The sequence below is a fragment of the Pseudomonas sp. PAMC 29040 genome, assembly GCF_003994535.1.
Classification (GTDB): domain Bacteria; phylum Pseudomonadota; class Gammaproteobacteria; order Pseudomonadales; family Pseudomonadaceae; genus Aquipseudomonas; species Aquipseudomonas paraversuta.
Genome location: NZ_RZAA01000031.1, coordinates 1 through 1,016 on the forward strand (window position 1 = coordinate 1; position 1,016 = coordinate 1,016).

Below are 1,016 nucleotides of genomic sequence, written 5' to 3' on the forward strand. Positions count from 1 at the left end.
GTCATATTCGGCGGTCCAGGCGGTATAGGTCTCACCGCTGTCGGTCTGTTTTTCACGGCGGATTTCCCGGGCCATGCCATCGAGCCAGACAGTTTCCTTACGCCCGGAAGCGCCGATTCGGGTCTGGCAGCGCTGGTTCGCTGACAAGGAATAGGCCCAGTTGACCTTGGCCTCGAAGGCCGAATCCGGAGCCGCGACTTCCTGAGTCACACGCCCCAGGGGATCGTGGGCAAAGGCCATGCGCAGCTGCTCGTCGGTCTGTTCGGTGACCATTAGCCCCGAGTACAGATCCTGTGAGGATTGGGAGCTGGATTTATGTCCGTCGTGGCTGGTGATCGTGACCTTTTCCTGGAGTACGGCACGTTCCAGCGAGCGGGCGTTGCGCGCCTGAGTGAGGCTGTAGCTGTAGGCGCGGATTGTGCTTTTGCCCTGTACCCTTTGGGTTTCACTGAGCATACGGCCGTGATGGGGCGAGGCCGGATCGTTAATGAAACTTTGCGTCGAGCGGCCCAATTCGGTGGACTGATTGCCCTCAACCAGCAACAAACGTTCTTCACTGCTCTGGATAAAAGTCGGCAACGCAAACCCTGGAGCATCCCCACGCACGGGTAGGGATTGATAGCGATATCTGGTCTGTTTGACTGGCCCTTCGGTGCCGGGTGGCGGGCTGACCGTACGATTTTTCAGACGGGTGATGCGGCCCAGTGGGTCGGCCGGGCAGTTGTCGGTCTCGCCACTCACCGGGTAGTACTCTGACTCTTCTATTCCACCCAGGGCATTGCGGTGCCACACCGGGTTGCCCAGCGCGTCGTAGCGGGTTTCTTCTTCGGTAACAAGTTCTCGCAGCACCCGTTGGCCATCCAGCTGCGCCTTGCGGGTAATGACCTTGTGCGGGAACTGGAAATACGGCAGTTGCCGGGCAATGGGCAGCCAGGGCTCGTCGTAATAGGTGGTCTCGGTTTCCTGCAGCGTCTGGCCCTGTTGCGTGCGTTCACGGGTCAGCAGGTGGAAGCGGT

Annotated in this window: 1 pseudogene; it reads right to left on the reverse strand. The window is 60.0% G+C overall.

Annotated features, from left to right (window positions below):
- A pseudogene (locus WG29040_RS24420) lies at positions 1-1,016 on the reverse strand (hypothetical protein); the annotation flags it as partial.